The organism is Curvibacter sp. AEP1-3, from assembly GCF_002163715.1.
Lineage (GTDB): Bacteria > Pseudomonadota > Gammaproteobacteria > Burkholderiales > Burkholderiaceae_C > Allorhodoferax.
On record NZ_CP015698.1, the window covers coordinates 4,022,486 to 4,039,911 of the forward strand.

Genomic DNA, 17,426 nt, shown 5'->3' on the forward strand with positions numbered 1-17,426 from the left:
AGCCAACAACGTGCGGGGGCTTAGTTTTTTCTCCACAGTACGCCTCCTGCTGATCTGCAGGTTTCATCCTAACGCCAAGGAGCAAAGTTTTATGTGAAAACCTTCACAGATTCAGATTTTGGGTCCCAGCGGACAAGATCAGTGCATCAGCGGGCGCCGGGCGCCCGAAGTAATAGCCTTGGAAGGCATCACATTGCATGGCGGCCAGGGCATCGCGTTGTTCGGCGGTTTCCACGCCTTCCGCAATCACCGTCAGTCCCAGGCTGTGGCCCAGTGCGACCACCGTGCGAGCGATCACCGCATCGCTAGGGTCAGTCAGTACGTCGCGCACAAAGGACTGGTCGATCTTGAGTTGCGACAGGGGCAGACGCTTGAGGTACGAAAGGGACGAATAGCCTGTGCCGAAGTCATCGAGCGAGAAGCTCACCCCCAGCTCCTTGATCGCCATCATCTTGACGATGATGTCTTCCACATCGTCCACCAACATGCTCTCTGTCAGTTCCAGCTTGAGCTGACCGGCCGGCGCACCGGAGCGTTGCAGCGCCTCGCGTACGCTGGCCACGAATTCGGGTTGCGCCAGCTGCGAGGCACTTACGTTGACAGCGAGGGTCCAGTGGGCGGTCATGGGGTTGCGGCTCCATTCCACCAATTGCTGGCAAGCGGACTCCATCACCCATTCGCCCAGCGGCAGGATCATGCCGGTCTCTTCGGCCAGCGGAATGAAGTGGGCAGGCGACACCAGCCCGCGCACCCGGTGGTTCCAACGCACCAGAGCCTCTGCGCCTGTACAGCGGCCCTGGCTATCGATTTGCACCTGGTAGTGCAGCACGAATTCGTGCCGCTGCAAGCCCAGCCGGATTTCCTTGGCCAGCTCGGCGTGGGTAGTAACGGCAGCCTGCATGACCGGGTCGAAGAAGCGCGCGGTGTTGCGGCCTGCTGCCTTGGCCTGGTACATGGCGACGTCCGCTTTTTTGAGCAGGTCGTCCATGGTTTCATGGTCTTCCATGAACACCACAATCCCGATACTGGGGGTGCTGTTGTAGCCGTGGCCACGCAGACTGTAGGGCAGGGCCAGTGCGTCCAGAATTTTGTGGGCCACCACCTCGGCCTGGTTGGCGGCGTCGGTGCGGTTGTCGCTCAAGCCTTCCAGCAGCACCACAAATTCATCGCCGCCCAGGCGCGCCACGCTGTCGCCTTCGCGAACGCAGTTGCGCAGGCGGTAGGCCACTTGCTGCAAAAGTTCGTCCCCCACATCGTGGCCCAGGGTGTCATTGAGCAGCTTGAAGTGGTCCAGGTCCAGAAACATCAGCGCGCCATGCTGACCTAGTCGTGCACTATTGACCATGGCCTGGCGCACTCGGTCCATCAACAGGCGCCGGTTGGGCAAGCCGGTGAGCGGGTCGTAGAAGGCGAGGCGGCGGATTTCTTCTTCGTCCTGGCGCTGCTGGGTAATGTCCCGCAGCGTCACCACAAAGGTATCGTGTTCGGTGTGCGGTATGCGTGAGGCCGACACGCTGATGGGCCGTATGGCCCCGTTGGCATGCCGTCCGTTGACCTCGGCGCTTGCGCCTTCAATGCCATCCACCGTGCTCAGCAACTCGAGGTGTCCTTGTGCATTGAGCGGTAGCTGCGTGCCCAAGAGTTCGCTGAGTGTCTGGGGGCGGGGCGCCTCGGGGTCGCGCCCCATCATTCGGCAGGCGGCATTGTTGAAAGTGTGGATACGACCATTCAAATCCAGTGTGACCAAGCCGTCAACCATGCTGTCGAGGATGGCCTGGCGATAGAGCCCCGCTTCTTCAATGGCCTGGCGGTCCTGCCGGATCTGCCGGTCATTCAAATCGTTTTCAATCGCCAGGCTGAGCAGGTAGGCGCTTCGGCGTGCCGACTGGAGTTCCGAGTCAGACGGAATGCGGGCTACGCCGTAATAGTTGGCAAAGGTACCGATCACCTTGCCCTTGGTGGACCGGATGGGCACCGACCAGCAGGCCCGCAGCCCATGGCTCAGGGCTAGTTCCTTGAAGGGTGCCCACAAGGGATCACTGGCAATATCCGAGACAAGGACTTCCTTGCCAGTGAATGCCGCGGTACCACAGGAGCCAACACTGGCACCGATGGCGATTCCGTCAATCGCCTGGCAGTACGCCGCGGGTAGGCTGGGCGCTGCGCCGTGTTTGAGGTGCTTGCCTTCTTCGTCCATCAACAGGACCGAGCCCATCACACCGGTGAATACGGCTTCGTAGCGCAGGATGAACTCCGACATGATGTCCAGCAAGGGCACATCAGAGGCCAGCATCTCCAACAAGCCGCGCTCTGCCGCATTCTGTTGCTGTAGTTGGCGTTGTTCGGTGATGTCGACCGTGGAGCCCACGATCAGGGAGGGTTGTCCCTCTGCATCAAAAAGGGGAACCAACGTGGTCAGGGTATGGCGTGCGCTTTGTTGCCCGTTGCCCTTCACCTCGTCTTCGTGGGTGACCGTAGTCCCGGCACTGAACGCCTCAAGATCCCGCTGGTGAAAAGATGCGAGCTGCTCCGCGCTCAGCACATCGCTCACTGCGGCTGCCGGTGAGCCGCCCAATGCGGGCGCCATGGACTGGCGCCAGGTCCGGTTCACATAGATGACATGGCCCTGGGTGTCTTTGACGAACAGCGGAACCGGCACCCCTTCCAGCAACTGGATCAGATCGTGTGATTGGAGTGAGCGCAGGTTCTTGTCAGGCATGTCCGGTGAAGCGTTCAGCGCGCGGTGTCATCAGGCTTCTATGGTAGCTGGAACACCTGAACCGCACGCGCAACCGATGAGGCACTGTTGTTCAAACCGTCCGAAGACGCGGCTGACTCTTCCACCAAGGCCGCGTTTTGTTGGGTCACCGTGTCCAGTTGGGTCACTGCTTCGTTCACCTGGGCGATGCCGATGGCTTGCTCCTTGGTGGCGCTGGTAATCATCTGGATCAGGTTGCCTACTTCCTGCACGTTGGCAACCACCGCATCGATGGTGCGTCCGGCATTCTTCATCTGCGTTGCACCTTCAGAAATCTGCTCTGAAGATTGGGCGATGAGTTCGCGGATTTCTTTGGCGGCGGTCGCACTGCGCTGGGCCAGAGCCCGCACCTCGGACGCCACCACGGCAAAACCACGGCCCTGTTCACCGGCGCGAGCAGCTTCCACTGCGGCATTGAGCGCCAGGATGTTGGTCTGGAACGCAATGCCTTCAATCACACTGATGATGTCGCGCATCTTGCTGGAGGACTGGTCAATCCGTTCCATCACTCCAATCACGTGGTGCACGGCCTCTCCGCCCTCCGTGGCCACCTTGGAGCTGCGGGCGCTCTGGTCCGCTACACGGGCTGCAGTGTCTGCCGTTTGTTTGACGGTGCTGGAGAGTTCCTCCATGGAGGCAGCGGTCTCCTCCAGGCTGCTGGCCTGGGACTCGGTGCGTGCAGACAAATCCATACTGCCGGAGGCAATCTCCGCAGCAGAGCGGCTGAACGAATCGATTTCCTCGCGCACATCGCCGACCACGGCCCGCAGGTTGATTTGAATCTGGCGCAAAGCCCGGATCATGTCGCCCAGCGGTGGCGGGTAGGCGCCCGAAACATTGGTGGTCAGGTTGCAGCCTGAGATGTCATTCGCAAAGTCTTCAGCTGCCTTGATCGCAGCACCGAAGCGGAGTTGGAACCAGGCCATCACCCCCAGCGCGCCCACAGAGAGCACACCCAATTGGGTCCAGAACAGGGCCGAACCCTCCAGACCCAAAAGGTCCGGAAGCATTCCCAGTAGCACCATGCCCGCCAATGCGATGCCCAGCCGTGCAGTCAACGATAAGCGCCCCAGCGCACCGGCCCAGCCTTTGATGCCGTGGTACCGGACCCGGCCGTTGCGCAGGTAAATGGTGGCTTTGCCGGATTTTTCTTCGGCACGCATCTGGGCATACAGCGCTTCTGCTTCCTGGATTTCTTGCCGGCTGGGCTTGATGCGGACAGACATGTAGCCCTTGGGCTTGCCGTTGTCCAGAATCGGGGTCACATTGGCCTGCACCCAATAGTGGTCGCCATCTTTGCGGCGGTTTTTGACCAGCGCTGTCCAAGGCAGGCCTCGGCCTATGGTGTTCCACATGTCGCGGTAGGCGGCAGGTGGCATGTCGGGGTGCCGCACCAGATTGTGGTTCTGGCCTATCAGCTCTTCGTAGCTGAAACCGCTGGTCTCTACAAATGCATGGTTGCAATGGGTAATGACGCCCTTGGTATCTGTCATCGACACCAACATCCGGTCGGATGGGTAGTCGTATTCCCGCTGGCTGATCGGTAGATTCACGCGCATATGGACTTTCCCCTTTTTTTGGATGGTGTAACTATCAAAGACCTCTGCACCAATGCATTTAGCAACAGGGATGTTGATGAAGTCAATGTGCAATAACCCAGAGAATGCGCGCTTGTTTTTTTGCCGGGTTGACCTTGATCAAGCGTTTGATCGATTCTTGACTGGAATCAATTAAGTCAGGCTTGGCGAGTTAGTCAAGCGAGCGGTGCTGAGTTAGCATGGCCCTCAGATGCTCTTTTGATGAGAGGCAGAACGCTATGCTGTCCCAGCTGATCTATACCAGCCAGGCCCATGAGGACCTCACCCCTGAGGCCCTGCAAGCTATTGCCTCGGCCGCAGCCCGCAACAACGCGCGGGTCGATGTTTCGGGCTTGCTGATTTATGACCAGGGCTGCTTCTTGCAGGTCATGGAAGGCGAAGATCCAGTCATCCTCGCACTCTTCCAAAGGCTCAAAAAAGACACCCGCCACAGCAATATGGTGAAGCTGATTCACGAGCCGATCGCGCAGCGCCGGTTTGCGAAATGGAGCATGGGCTTGGCGGCACCCAAGCTGGGTGTGCAATCCGAGGTGGGCATCGTGGGGCTCTCCACCTGGAGTGAGCTGCTGGCCAGCCATGCGCTGCAAAACCTGACTGAAGACCGAGTGCGCACCGTACTCGATGCGTTTACCCAAGGCCGTTGGCACCATCACGTGATGATGCCGGGCGCCGATTCTGTTCCGCATTCGCGCAGTGCCAAGGACCCGGAGTTGTTCATTGCGGGTCGCCATCTGAGCCCTGAGTACAGGGCATTGCTACCCGCCTCGGGCCCTTTGTTTGCGTACCAGCCTATCGTGGATTTCCAGACCCGGCGCGTGAGCTCTTACGAGGCACTGCTCCGCGGTCCGGCAGGTGAGTCGCCGCATTCCGTGCTGGGGGCTTTCTCCGGCGAGGCCTTGCACCGTTTTGACCTGATGAGCAAAGTGTCTGCGCTTTCCATCGCCCAGCAGCTGGGTACTGATGCCCGCCTTTCACTCAATCTGCTACCCCAATCGTTGCTGGCGGACGCCAATGCCGTCGACTTTCTGGTGCAAGCGGCAGCACGCCACGGCTTCACCCCGGATCGCATCGTGCTGGAAGTCACCGAAGAAGAAGCGATAACGGACCCCGACATGTTTGCCGACGCGGTCAAACGCGTTCGCTCAGCAGGTATGCGCGTGGCCATTGATGACTTTGGCGCCGGGTTTGCAGGTCTGTCGCTCTTGGCGGACTTTCAGCCCGACAAACTCAAGATTGACCGTTGCATAGTCCAGAACGTGCACGAAAGCGGGCCCCGTCAAGCCATTGTGCGGGCCATCGTGGAGTTTTGTTATTGCCTTGGCATTGCCGTGGTGGCTGAGGGCGTGGAGACCGTCGAGGAGTTCAACTGGCTGCGCCATGCGGGTGTCAACCGGATTCAGGGATATTTGATTGCCAGGCCCGGACTGTGTGCCTTGCCAGCGGTGGAGTGGCGGGGTTAAAAGAGCTGACCTGTCAGCGGATCGTTTGCTATGTTTTTAGTAGCTGCTCGCGCATATTCCACGTGCGCTACCGGCTTGTTTTTCATAAATTCCAACGCTTCATCCTCACTGAGCAGTGCGCCTACGCGGACGCCCAGGAGGCGTAGGCGTTTTTGTAATGGCGCGCGCTTGAGGCACAGGCCCGCAATTCGTCGTATGTCTTTTGCGTCAGCCGTGAAGTAGTCCACCGTGATGTCTCGGGTCACGCTTTTGAAATCGTCAAACCGCAGTTTGATTCCCACGGTTTTTCCGCGGTAGCCCTTGCGCTGCAGGTCGTCCGCCACCTGTTCACACAGACGGGTAAAGATGGCGCCTAGCTCGGCCTTGTCGCGCACCGCGTGCAGGTCGCGGTCAAACGTGGTCTCGCGGCTCATGCTCACCGGCTCACTCTCGGTTTCCACCGGCCTGTCGTCCTGCCCGTGGGCGGCAGCAAACAGCCAGGCACCGGTGCGCGGTCCAAAGGTGTCCATCAGCCACTGCAGCTCTTTGGCGGCCAACTGGCCAATGGTTTCTATGCCGTGCTTTTTGAGTTTCTCGTCGGCCTTGGGGCCTATGCCATTGATCTTGCGGCAGGCCAGGGGCCAGATCATGGGTTCCAGGTCGCTCTCATGGACGATGGCAATGCCGTTGGGCTTGTTGAACTCGCTGGCCATCTTGGCCAGCAGTTTGTTGGGCGCTACGCCCACCGAGCAGGTGAGGCCCGTGTCATCAAAAATGGCCTTCTGGATCAGCCGCGCCAGCACGCGGCCGCCTTGGCGTTGCCCACCAGGCACCTGGGTGAAGTCGATGTACACCTCATCCACCCCGCGGTTCTCCATGACCGGGGCAATGTCAGTGATGATGGCTTTGAAGCGCTGCGAGTAGTGCCGGTACTGGGCAAAGTCCACCGGCAACAGAATGGCTTGCGGACACAATTTGGCCGCTTTCATGAGCCCCATGGCCGAGCCCACGCCGAACTGCCGGGCGGCATACGTGGCGGTGGTGATGACGCCGCGACCGGTGTAGCCATCCAAGAGCGGGAAATCGGCGACCGGAATTTTGTGCAGCGGCGTGTCTGCGTGTTTGACCAGTAACGCGTCATCCGCATGCCGCCGCCCGCCACCAATCACCACCGGCAGCCCCTTGAGCTGCGGGTAGCGGAGCAACTCCACCGACGCATAAAACGCATCCATGTCCAAGTGCGCAATGCGGCGCACGACGGATGAGGGCGACTTTTCAGCTTGCATGTCCACGAGGATATCAAGCCCGAGGAGTCGTAAGCCTCCTGCCCAGTGGCTGAGATATCATGGATTCGGGGATATCAGCAGCGCCACAAAAACCAAAGAGCGCTGCATAAATGGACAGCAGGAACGTCGTTGATTTCCAAAGCCGCCAGCCGCCGCCGCCTTCTGGCCGGTAGCGCACTTGCCGTGTTCGGCAGCGCACTACCTCTCGCCAGCAGCCGCGCGCAGGACCGCCATGCCCGATTCAAGGGGCAGACGGTGGCTTTCAGCGTGCCCGATCACCCGCACTTTGACGCCATGCTCAAGCTGCTGCCGCAGTTCACGGCAGAGACGGGCATCAAGGTGGACGTGGCGCGCGACAACATCTTGCGCATGAAGCACGTGCAAATGGCGGAGATGGCCAAGCCGCAAAGTAGCCTGGATCTGGTGACTTACATCGTCACCTGGAAGGGTGAGTACGTCAAAAAGAAACTCATCGCACCACTGGAAGGCTTTTTCGCGAACCGGCAATTAGCCGACCCGGACTACGCTTTTGGCGATTTGGTGCCGCGCTATGTGCAAAACATCGGTCTGGTAGGCGGGCCCAAGGGCTATTTGCCAGGCCCTGGCGCCAAGTTGTATGGCGTGCCTTACGGTGCCGAGACGTCCGTGCTGGCCTACCGGCGCGACCTGTTCGAAAAACATGGCTTTGCACCGCCTCGCACCTATGTCGAGTTGGCCGACTTGCTGGGCCCCTTGCACGACAAGACCGGCATGGGCGCTTTGACCTCGCGCGGGCAATCCGGGCACAACTGTGTGCACGCATGGTTGCTGCACTTCAATGCCCTGGGGGGCCGTTTTTTTGACGATCAGTGGATCCCGTTGTTCCACCGCAAAGAGGGCGTGCAGGCGCTGGAGCTGCTCAGGCGCATTGCCGAAACCGGTCCCAAAGGAATTCCCCAGTTTTCCTACAACGACATGCTTGCGAGCTTTCTGCAGGGAGAGAGCGCGATGTATCTAGACTCCACCGCCGTGTTCGGCGCGGTGCGCAGTTCCCCCTTATCCAAGGTAGAAGGCAAAGTAAGTTATGCCCTGCATCCGCGTGGCACTCGCTATGCCTCGCAGTCCGGTGGATTGGGGCTGGCCATTGCGCGTAACTCGGCCCGGAGTGAGGCGGCCTTTTTGCTTTTGCAGTGGCTCACTTCCAAGGCGCAAGACAAGGCGGTGGTGCGTCACGGAGGAGGCCCGAGCCGGGTCTCCACCCTGGCGGATGCCGACATGGTGCGCCAGTTCCCTGAGTTCATCACCCTCAAAGAGCAGCTCCGCTATTCGGAGCCTGACTGGCGCCCCATCATTCCCGAGTGGGACGACATCAACACCGGCCCCTTGGGGGCGGCGGTGTACCAAGGCATGACCGGCGCAAAACCGGCGGACAAGGCGCTGGGCGATATCGTGCGCCGGGTGAACGACATCATGGCTGCAGCGGGTTACCGCTGAGGCGAAAGGGGCCGGCTCAGAAGGTGCCGGGTACCAGGATATTGCGGTCCACGTTCTGGATGTTGGTGTGGCCGCAGAAGGCCATGGTTACGTCCAGCTCTTTGTGGATGATTTGTAGCGCCTTGGTCACCCCGGCTTCGCCCATGGCGCCCAGACCATACACCATGGCGCGGCCGATCATGGTGCCTTTGGCGCCCAGTGCCCAAGCCTTCAGCACGTCCTGCCCGCTGCGGATGCCGCCATCCATCCAGACTTCCAGCTTGTCGCCCACGGCCGCCACGATGGCCGGCAGTGCGCTGATGCTGCTGGGTGCGCCGTCCAGCTGGCGCCCGCCGTGGTTGCTCACCACAATCGCGTCCGCTCCGCTTTGGGCGGCCAACACGGCGTCTTCCACGTCCTGAATGCCCTTGAGGATGAGCTTGCCACCCCATTTTTCCTTGACCCATTTCACATCGTCCCAGGAGAGGCGGGGGTCGAACTGTTCGTTGGTCCAGGCGGCCAGGGACTTCATGTCGCTCACCGACTCCACATGCCCCACCAGGTTGCGGAAGGTGTGGCGGCGGGTGCCCAGCATCCCTAGGCACCAGCGCGGTTTGGTGGCCAGGTTGATGATGTTGGCCAGGGTGGGGCGGGGTGGGGCGCTCAGGCCGTTTTTCAGGTCTTTGTGGCGCTGGCCGATGACTTGCAGGTCCAGCGTCAGCACCAGGGCACTGCAGCGCGCGGCGCGGGCGCGCTCGATCATGTTGGCCATGGCGTTGCGGTCCCGCATCATGTAGAGCTGGAACCAGAAGGGGGCGCTGGTGTTCTCGGCAATGTCCTCGATGGAGCAAATGCTCATGGTAGACAGTGTGAAGGGAATGCCGAACTTTTCGGCAGCCCGAGCAGCGTGGATCTCCCCATCGGCGTGTTGCATGCCGGTCAAGCCTACCGGAGCAATGGCCACCGGCATTTTGGCCGCGGTGCCCACCATGGTGGTGGCGGTGCTGCGGTTTTCCATGTTCACGGCGACCCGCTGGCGCAGCTTGATCTTCTGGAAATCCGCTTCATTGGCACGGTATGTGCCTTCGGTCCAGGAGCCGGAATCGGCATAGTCGTAAAACATGCGGGGAACCCGCTTCTCAGCCAGTACGCGCAAGTCTTCAATATTCGTGATCACAGGCATGCAAAGTCTCCTTCATCGATGCGGCATGGTAGTCCGCAGGCGGTGGTTTGCCCGTGAAATCCGCCCTTCGGCGCGTGAAATTATTGAAATGGCCCGCTGGGCGACGGTCTGCAGCCTGCTGCAGGCGACTTTGGCAACCGGCGCCGAGTCCTTGGCCGCTATCCCCAGGGTGTCCGAATTTGCATGGTTGGGCACCGTGGCCGGGGTGGAGTCCGGCAGCCTGGTGCGCATTGCCCTGCCTGCCGATGCACTGACCCGCCTGCAAAGCCGCGCCGGCCATGACGTGCGGGTGCTGAATGCCGCGGGCGACGTGATTCCCTTTGCGGTGACGGGCGGCAACGGGCCGGTGCGCCAACGCCATGCGGTGCAGACCCGGTCTTTTTCGTTCACATCCACCGCGACGCAGGCCATTGCCGACCTGCGCGCCGAGGTGCAGTTGCTGGCGGCGCTGGACATCAAAGGTGCGTGGCATCGCAACACGTTAGTGCATATGCAAGTGGCGGTGAGTGACAACCTGCAAGACTGGACGCCGGTGCCCGTGAAGGGGCCGGTGTACCGCTTTGATGGCGCCGAGCCGCCGGTGAACACCGTGGTGGAGCTGCAGGAGCCTCTGAGCGTGGAGGGGCGCTACCTGCGGATCACCTGGCCGGGGCACACGGGCGTCAAGCTCGCCAGTCTGACAGGGCGGGTGGCGGGTTTGCGCCCCCCGGAGCCCGCAGTGCGCGCCGAGTTGGGGGCTGGTGTTACGGATGGCACCTCAGGTTTGGTCTGGTCTTTGCCATTCGCTACGCCCTTGAGCGCGGTGCACCTGCAAATGCTGCCGGGTGACGAACCCGTGCCCTTGCGCATTTCAGCCCGGGCCGACCCTGCTCAGCCTTGGAAGCTTCTGACCTCGACGGTGGTGTACCGGTACGACCTGCCGGGCGGGCCAGGCCGTAACCCGCCACAAGCTCTGCCGGATGCACAGATTGCGCAACTGCGCATAGAGGCCGGTAACGGCGTGCCTTTGCCGGCCGGCGGCTTGCGCTTGGCGGCAGAACTGGCGCCCCTGCAGGTGTTGTTTCTGGCTACAGGCAAAGGGCCCTACACCGTGGCAGCCGGCCGGGCTGGCACTGTACAGGCTGCCGTTGAAGTGGAGAGCCTGATTCCCGGCCCTGCGATGGTGCCTGACATCGTGCCGCTGCGTCCGGTCAAGCAGCTTCGGGCCGTGCTGCCCGGGGCGCCCCAGTTGTGGGCTGCTTCGCTGATGCCAGCACATTGGACGGTGCGCGGGCCGGTGTTGTGGGCTTTGTTTCTCGTGGCTCTGGCCGTGGCCATGGCCGCCATGTTTGCGCTGCTGCGGCCGCCTGCCGCCAAGCCAGTGGATACCCTGCAGTCTCAGTGAGCCGCGTGCTGCGCCAAGGCCTGCCCCAATGAGTGGGCGCCCGGCGCATACAACCCCAGACCCAGACCGACCAAGGCCAACAACAGTGCCGTTACCGCAAAGGGCACTGCAGTGTGGCGCATGGCGGTTTGCACCCAATGCGGGCTGTCTGAGGTGCGCAAACGGCGGTACAGGGTGTACGAGAGCACGCCATCAAACATCAATTCAGAGAACAGCACCGGCGCGATGTAAATCACATACAGCGAGGCCAATGCCATGCCCACGGCCATCACGATGGCAATCAGCGGAATGGCGATCTCATCCGCATCGCTCACACTGCCTGCGGCATCGCTCAGCCCGGAAAACAAACCGGGTGTGTCCGTGGAGGGCAATGAGGGGCTGCCCAAGGCCGGGCTGTCGAGGGCGGGGCTATCCCATGGGGCGCTGGCGCCACCGCCCGCATAGTCGCCACCGCCACCACTTTTGAAAGGCGCTGCGGCAAGGTCTGCGGCGTCGGCGCAGTGGCGGCTGCTACCCGTGCCGTTCCAGTTGGGGCTGGGCAGGTCAAAGAAATCCCGGCTGTCTATGCGAAGCCACAGCCATAACAGCAGCATGAAGAATCCGTAGGCAGCGCCCACCGCCAGCGGGTAGCGTAGGGCCATGCTGTGCATGCCGGCATGCAAGAGCAGGGCAGAACAAAGCCAACCCCCCGCGCCCGTGAGTGCCACCAGCAGGGCCATTTGCAGGCGGGGGAATGACTTGGTTTCCAAATGCTGCTGTACACGCAGGATGGCGTGGTAGCGGGTAACGCGGATGTGTCGGGTCATGGTCGGCGTGGGGCGGTCTTGCTGTCCTGCATTTTGACGCCGGCGCCTCGCACCTCCAGGCGTACCTGGTCCAGTACCTTGCCTTTGCTGTCGACGATCTGGATCACATGCCGCCCCGGCCAGGGCAGCCACAGGGCGGTGTTGCCTTTGGCGACTTGCTTGCCGTCGATCAGCCAACGCAGGTTGCTGCCTTCTGCTTCCAGGCTCAGGCGCTGAGCTTGGGGCGGAATGTCGGGGTCCAGCGCGAGGATGGTGCCGCTGGTGGGGGACGTGATGCGGGCTGTGTTTGTGGTGGTGTTGCCGTGATTTTTTGAGTCGTTTGGGCCTCCGGCGCTCGTGGAATATGCGCGAGCAGCTCCTTTTTCCATAGCAAATTTGGCCTGCTCAGTGCCGCTGATGAACCATTCGCTGCGGGGCGCTTCTCCCTCCACCGTCACCGTTTTTTGCACCAGGCCTGCCGGTGCTTGGGGCGCGCGGCTGCTTCGCTGGCGATGCAGCTGGTTCATGACCGCGGCCCAGATGGGGGCGGCGCCGGTGGTGCCGCTCACGTCCCACATGGGGGCGCCGCTGGCGTTGCCTACCCACACGCCCACGGTGTAGCGCTGGCTGTAACCCACGGCCCAGTTGTCGCGCATGTCTTTGCTGGTGCCGGTTTTGACGGCGGCCCAGAAGCGGGTGGCCAGTACGCTGTCGGTGCCGAAGGTGCGGGCCCGCGCCATCGGGTCGCTCAGGATGTCTCCCACGATGAAAGCGGCCCGCGCATCCAGCGCCGGGCTGAAGGCCGGAGGCGTGCGGCCCACCGTCAGGCGGGCGGGGCTGGCGCGGCCGCCATTGGCCAGGGTGCGGTAGCTGTTGGTTAGGTTGAGCAGCGTGGTCTCAGCACTGCCCAAAGCCAGGCTGTAGCCATAGTAGTCGCCACTCTCCTTGAGCGGCATTCCCATGAGGGCCAGCTGTTTCTGAAAAGCGTCGGGCGACACCATGACCAGCGTGCGCACTGCCGGCACGTTCAGCGAGGCGCCCAGTGCGGTGCGGGCCGACACCCAGCCTTTGAACTGGCGGTCGTAGTTCTGCGGGATGTAGAGCCCGCCGGTGGTCTGAATCTGGGTGGCCGAGTCTTCGAGCAGGGAGGCGGCGGTGATGCGCCGCTCGGAGAGCGCCTGCCCGTACAAAAACGGCTTGAGCGTGGAGCCGGGCTGGCGCAGCGAGGTCACAAAGTCCACCTCAGGCGCGGCGCTCAGGGGGCCGCTGCTGTTGACCCAAGCCAGCACCTCGCCGCTGGCGTTGTCCAGCACCAGCAGGGCGGCGTCTTCCACATGCCGGCCGCTCAACTCTCGCAGCTGGGTTTGCATGGCCTGTTGGGCAAAGCGTTGGAGGGGCGCACTTAAAGAGCTGCGGATGGTGGCCGGTGTGGCGCCATCCCCCGCCGTGGTGCGGGCCAGCTGGCGCGCCACGTGCGGGGCGATGCCCTCGCTGGCCGCAAAGTCGCGGCGGGCCAGGGCGGAGGCCACCAACAGCTCCATGGCTTCGCAGCCACCACTGCTTGGGCCTGCGGCCTTGTTTGCACTGGTGGGCTCCAGGGTTTTGAACACACTGCAGGCCCGCTGGGTGACCTGCGCCTCTTTGGCATTGGGCGCGCGGATCAGGGCGGCGGCCACTGCGGCCTCGCGGTGGTCCAGGCCGTGCGGCGCCTTGCCGAAGAGGCTGCGGCTTAAAGCGTCAATGCCCACCAGCTCGCCCCGGAAGGGCACGAGGTTGAGGTAGGCCTCCAGAATCTGGTCTTTCCGCCAGCCGCGTTCCAGGCTCTCGGCGGCCATGGTTTGGCCCAGCTTTTGCACCACGCTGCGGCCGGAGTTGCTGCGCTTCAAATCCTCGTCCAACAAGCCGGCAAGCTGCATGGTGATGGTGGAGGCTCCCCGGGTTTTGGTGTTCCACAGGTTGGCCCAGGCGGCGGCGGACACGGCTCGCCAGTCCACCCCGCTGTGCTCGTAAAAGCGCTTGTCCTCGCTCAGCACCAGCGCCGTGCGTAGCGCGGGCGACACATCCGCTAGCGCGACCCACTGCCCGCGGCGCACGCTGGTGTCGGTGCGCAGGCGGTGCAGCACTTCGCCTTGGCGGTCCAGCAGCATGGTGTCAGAAGGCTTATAGCCAGCCTTTACTTGCTCAAAAGTGGTTTTGGCGCCCGCCGAATGTGCGCAAGCGGCTATCAAAAGCGTAGCAAAAGTGAGGCGCAGCCTGCCTGTAGCCTTGGTGACCTTAGGCACGGTGTGCCCGGTTCGGTCTGCGTAAACTGTGTTGATCTGCAACCCACCCACCTTTGCTCTTATGTCTAACGCCGCACCCTTGTTCCAGCCCTTCAGCTTCAAAGGCTTGAAGCTTGCCAACCGCATTGTCATGGCACCCATGACCCGTTCTTTCTCGCCCGGCGGTGTGCCCACTCCGGCGGTGACCGAGTATTACCGCAAGCGCGCGGCCGCCGCTGTGGGACTGATTGTTTCCGAAGGCACGGTGGTGCAGCGCCCCTCTGCCGCCAACGACCCGGATGTGCCGCACTTCTGGGGCGATGCTGCCTTGGGCGCTTGGCAAGACGTCATCAACGCGGTGCACCAGGCCGGTGGCGTGATGGCACCGCAGCTCTGGCACGTGGGCGCAGCCCGCAACCCGCGCACCACCTGGACCGCGCCACCGCCCGTGGACTCGCCCTCCGGCCTGTCGCGCCCCGGCAAAACCTTTGGCGAGCCCATGACCGACGAAGCCATTGCCGACACGATTGCCGCATTCGCCAAAGCCGCCGGCGCTGCCAAGCGCCTGGGCTTTGACACGATTGAGCTGCATGGCGCCCATGGTTACTTGATCGACCAGTTCTTCTGGGAAGGCACCAATGCGCGCACCGACAAATACGGTGGTGATTTGGTGGCCCGTGGCCGCTTTGCCGCCGAAATTTTGAAGGCCGTGCGCACCGAAGTGGGCCCGGACTACCCGGTCATCATCCGCCTCTCGCAGTGGAAGCAGCAGGATTACGCTGCCCGCATTGCGCAAACGCCCGATGAAATGGCCGCCTGGCTGCAGCCATTGGCTGACGCTGGTGCAGACATCTTCCACTGCTCGCAGCGCCGTTTCTGGGAGCCGGAGTTTGAAGGCTCTGACCTGAACTTTGCCGGCTGGACCAAAAAGCTCACAGGTCGCCCCACCATCACGGTGGGCTCGGTGGGCCTGAGTGGTGAGTTCATTGCGGCTTTCGGCGGCGAAAGCTCGAAGCCCGCATCGCTGGACGAATTGCTGCGCCGCTTTGACCGGGGCGACTTTGACTTGGTGGCCGTGGGCCGCGCGCTCATCAGCGACCCGGATTGGGCGGTGAAGGTGCGTGATGGCCGCGAGGCGGAGTTGTCGAACTTCTCGCCGGCAGCGCTGGGCACTTTGGTCTAAGGCACGCCATGGCCACGACGATCCGCCGACGGCAGGTATGTGTGTTGGGGAGTGCAGAGCCCGGCTCGGCGGCGTATGCACTTGCTGGTGAGGCCGGCCGCCTGATGGCGGGGCTGGGCATCACGGTGGTCAGTGGCTGTGGCAGCCCGGCCACCCGCCATGCCGCCGAATGCGCGGTGGCTGCGGGCGGGCAGGTGCTGAGCATCATCCCCGAAGGCGAGATGCCGCCGCCCGATTGGCCTGCCACCGTGGTAGTGCCTTCAGGCGTGGGGGATGCGCGCAATTTGTTGATGGCCTTGGCGGGCGACGCCTGCCTGGTCATAGGCGGGCGGGCCGGCACCATCTCGGAGGTGTGCCTGGCCTGGTTGCACAAGCGGCCTTTGCTGCCGCTGACAGGTTGCGGCGGCTGGTCTGATCAGCTGGAGCAGAACCCGCCGGATGAGCGCAAAAACTCACCTATCCTGCCTTGGGGCTCTGTGGCAGAGCTGGAAGCGCGCTTGAAAGCTTTGGGACTGGCTTAAGGCTACTGCCTGCTTCAGAGCAGGTAGAGCGCAGCCAAGCCCAACACTGCGGGCACGGTCTGGATGTACAGAATGCGCACCATCACCGTGACCGCGCCCCACACACCTGCCACCGCCACGCAGGCCAAGCCGAAGGTGGCAAAGGCCTTGGCAATCGCCGGGTCGGGGTAGACCAGGCCCAGCAAAAGGGCCGCAGCCAAAAATCCGTTGTAACAGCCCTGGTTGGACATGGCTGCCTTGCGCGACTCCACTTCAGAGGGTGGAATGCCAAATACCTTCACCCCACGGCTCTTGTAGAGCACGGTTTCCAGCAGAAAGATGTACACGTGGATCAGGCAGACCAGTGCAATAAGAACTTGGGCGACGATGGGCATGGGAGCATTCCGGTTGATAAAGTGGTTTGAAGAATACATAATCACGTTATGTTTGTAAAGGGTGCAGTTGTCACCCCCGTTACCCATGTCTGACACCTCCACCAAACGCGACGGCCGCAAAGAAAACGCTAGTGCCACCCAGGCCGCACTGCAAAGCTCCGCACTGCGCTGGTTCAGCGAGCAGGGCTACGAGAAAGCACCGGTCGGCAGCATCTGCGCGGATGCCGGCGTGACCGTGGGCGCGCTCTACCACCACTACGGCGACAAAAAAGGCTTGTTTGCTGCGGTAGTTGAGCAGGTGGACGCGCAGTTGGTGCAAGCAGCCATGGCAGCAAGCCACGCCGTGACCGCGAAAGGTGGCAACGCCTGGGATGCGTTTTTGGCCTCTATCGACACCGTGCTGCAAGCCGGCACCAACGCACCCATGCGCCGCCTGATGCTGGTGGACGCGCCCGCGGTGCTGGGCGCGCAGGTGTGGGGTGACGTCCGCCAACGGCAGGGCTTGGGCGCCATGCGCGGCAGCATCGCCGCCATTCAGTCACATGGCATTTTTCAGGGGCACGATGCCGAGCGCTTGGCACGCATCGTGTTGGGCGCTTTGTATGGCGGCATGGACTCTCTGCCGGACGATGAAGCGGGCGTGCAGGACGCGCTGGCAGACACCCGACAGTGTCTGGTGGCCATGCTGGAAGGCCTGCGAAACAAGGATGCGCGATGACGCTTCAAACCACACTTCAACTCGGTACGGAGACCAGCACTTTGTTGTGTACGCAGGACGGCCATGTCGTCTTGCAACAAGAGTTGCAATTGGGCACCACATCGCTGGCCCGCCAATGGATGCGGCACACACCGCCCACGCCGCTGGACATTGAACACGCCATAGAGGTGACTGAGGACGTGCTGATGCCGCTTGCTGTCAAGCTGGCTCGCACGGAGCAGTTGCAACTAAGCGGCTCAGGTGCGGCGTTGATATCGCAAGGTGTGGGCGCTGCGCCGGATGCGGTGCTGATCTGGAGTCTGGAGGAGGTGGAAGACCAGTTCAACCGCATCGCCATGGTCAGCCAAGGTAGGCCGATCGGGCATGAGGCCTTGCCTACGGCGCCGGAGTTTTATGCGGCGATGGTAATAGTGCGGGAGTGTTTGCACCACCTGAGGTTTTCTGGGGTGCTTGTACTCTCTTAGAAGCTGTTGACGAGGGACTC

The 17,426-nt window shown here is 62.3% G+C and carries 14 protein-coding genes; 7 read left to right on the forward strand and 7 right to left on the reverse strand.

Annotated features, from left to right (window positions below; translation table 11 throughout):
- Positions 1-103: 103 nt before the first annotated feature.
- Together AEP_RS18825 and AEP_RS18830 are read right to left on the reverse strand one after the other, a co-directional pair.
- On the reverse strand, positions 104-2,719 hold the full coding sequence (locus AEP_RS18825) for a bifunctional diguanylate cyclase/phosphodiesterase (protein WP_087496813.1): 2,616 nt from the start codon (positions 2,717-2,719) through the stop codon (positions 104-106).
- A 38-nt stretch (positions 2,720-2,757) separates the two neighbouring features.
- Entirely contained in the window at positions 2,758-4,317 is a 1,560-nt protein-coding gene (locus AEP_RS18830) for a methyl-accepting chemotaxis protein (RefSeq protein WP_087497425.1), read from the reverse strand.
- Between the two features lie 257 nt (positions 4,318-4,574).
- Here AEP_RS18830 and AEP_RS18835 point away from each other — a divergent pair, with 257 nt between their 5' ends.
- Positions 4,575-5,816, forward strand: a complete 1,242-nt coding sequence (locus tag AEP_RS18835; protein ID WP_198301862.1) for a diguanylate phosphodiesterase — start codon at positions 4,575-4,577, stop codon at positions 5,814-5,816.
- Here the strand turns inward: AEP_RS18835 and dinB are convergent.
- Entirely contained in the window at positions 5,813-7,081 is a 1,269-nt protein-coding gene (gene dinB / locus AEP_RS18840; RefSeq protein WP_087496815.1) for a DNA polymerase IV, read from the reverse strand. The genes AEP_RS18835 and dinB overlap by 4 nt on opposite strands.
- 129 nt (positions 7,082-7,210) lie before the next feature.
- Between dinB and AEP_RS18845 the strand changes: the two genes are divergently transcribed.
- On the forward strand, positions 7,211-8,554 hold the full coding sequence (locus AEP_RS18845) for an ABC transporter substrate-binding protein (protein WP_232459874.1): 1,344 nt from the start codon (positions 7,211-7,213) through the stop codon (positions 8,552-8,554).
- Positions 8,555-8,570: 16 nt separating this feature from the next.
- Here the strand turns inward: AEP_RS18845 and AEP_RS18850 are convergent, their stop codons facing one another.
- Positions 8,571-9,716: an alpha-hydroxy acid oxidase gene (locus tag AEP_RS18850; RefSeq protein ID WP_087496816.1), complete on the reverse strand. Its 1,146-nt coding sequence runs from the start codon at positions 9,714-9,716 to the stop codon at positions 8,571-8,573.
- Positions 9,717-9,741: 25 nt separating this feature from the next.
- Here AEP_RS18850 and AEP_RS18855 point away from each other — a divergent pair, with 25 nt between their 5' ends.
- A complete protein-coding gene (locus AEP_RS18855) occupies positions 9,742-11,100 on the forward strand; it encodes a DUF3999 family protein (protein WP_157673225.1) in 1,359 nt (452 codons plus the stop codon).
- Here the strand turns inward: AEP_RS18855 and AEP_RS18860 are convergent.
- Together AEP_RS18860 and pbpC are read right to left on the reverse strand one after the other, a co-directional pair.
- Positions 11,094-11,906: a hypothetical protein gene (locus tag AEP_RS18860; protein WP_232459875.1), complete on the reverse strand. Its 813-nt coding sequence runs from the start codon at positions 11,904-11,906 to the stop codon at positions 11,094-11,096. The genes AEP_RS18855 and AEP_RS18860 overlap by 7 nt on opposite strands.
- Positions 11,903-14,167 carry a penicillin-binding protein 1C gene (gene pbpC, locus AEP_RS18865; RefSeq protein ID WP_442873374.1) on the reverse strand — a complete coding sequence of 755 codons (2,265 nt, stop codon included), beginning with the start codon at positions 14,165-14,167 and terminating at the stop codon, positions 11,903-11,905. Before pbpC ends, AEP_RS18860 begins: the two co-directional genes overlap by 4 nt.
- A 61-nt stretch (positions 14,168-14,228) precedes the next feature.
- Between pbpC and AEP_RS18870 the strand changes: the two genes are divergently transcribed.
- Together AEP_RS18870 and AEP_RS18875 are read left to right on the forward strand one after the other, a co-directional pair.
- The gene (locus AEP_RS18870; protein WP_087497430.1) at positions 14,229-15,329 is read left to right on the forward strand and encodes an NADH:flavin oxidoreductase; all 1,101 of its coding nucleotides are present in this window, start codon (positions 14,229-14,231) and stop codon (positions 15,327-15,329) included.
- Positions 15,330-15,337: 8 nt separating this feature from the next.
- Positions 15,338-15,850: a Rossmann fold nucleotide-binding protein gene (locus AEP_RS18875; protein WP_087496817.1), complete on the forward strand. Its 513-nt coding sequence runs from the start codon at positions 15,338-15,340 to the stop codon at positions 15,848-15,850.
- A gap of 14 nt (positions 15,851-15,864) precedes the next feature.
- Here AEP_RS18875 and AEP_RS18880 read toward each other — a convergent pair whose 3' ends face one another.
- Entirely contained in the window at positions 15,865-16,224 is a 360-nt protein-coding gene (locus tag AEP_RS18880; RefSeq protein WP_087497431.1) for a DUF1304 domain-containing protein, read from the reverse strand.
- Positions 16,225-16,309: 85 nt separating this feature from the next.
- Between AEP_RS18880 and AEP_RS18885 the strand changes: the two genes are divergently transcribed.
- Both AEP_RS18885 and AEP_RS18890 read left to right on the forward strand, forming a co-directional pair.
- Positions 16,310-16,942 carry a TetR/AcrR family transcriptional regulator gene (locus AEP_RS18885; protein WP_087496818.1) on the forward strand — a complete coding sequence of 211 codons (633 nt, stop codon included), beginning with the start codon at positions 16,310-16,312 and terminating at the stop codon, positions 16,940-16,942.
- A complete protein-coding gene (locus AEP_RS18890; protein WP_087496819.1) occupies positions 16,939-17,406 on the forward strand; it encodes a hypothetical protein in 468 nt (155 codons plus the stop codon). Before AEP_RS18885 ends, AEP_RS18890 begins: the two co-directional genes overlap by 4 nt.
- Positions 17,407-17,426 lie beyond the last annotated feature (20 nt).